General features: G+C 33.0%; 1 protein-coding gene. It reads right to left on the reverse strand.

Annotation, left to right across the window (positions count from 1 at the left end; translation table 11 throughout):
* A partial coding sequence (locus VU18_RS18080; RefSeq protein ID WP_152668857.1) for a hypothetical protein occupies positions 1-335 on the reverse strand: 335 nt, incomplete at its 3' end.
* Positions 336-361: the final 26 nt, after the last annotated feature.

Consider the following 361-nt stretch of genomic DNA (forward strand, 5'->3'; position numbering starts at 1 on the left):
TAGGGAAGTGAATGAGTTGACCAGTAGGAACCATCTTTATAGTATTTAATAGTACCTACATTTAAACTACATTCAAATGGAAAGAGAGCTCCATTAACAATATATGCATATATATCTTCATACGTAATAATTTTCCCTGGATAACTAACTGTTATGTTCATTGTTATATCCGTACCAACTGAAAAAGGAACTAGTACTCCCCCAGAGGCATAATAAACGACGTGAACCTCATAATCATGGGACTTATTATTGTGTGTTGATGCCGATGCAAATGCAGGGGATAAAACTATGAAAAGAAATGTAAGTACAAGAATACTAAGATATTTATTCTTCATAAAAATATCCTCCCTCTAGAAATGTT

Origin of the sequence: Geobacillus sp. ZGt-1 (assembly GCF_001026865.1) — a bacterium.
In the GTDB taxonomy this organism is placed as follows: Bacteria; Bacillota; Bacilli; order Bacillales; family Anoxybacillaceae; genus Geobacillus; species Geobacillus thermoleovorans.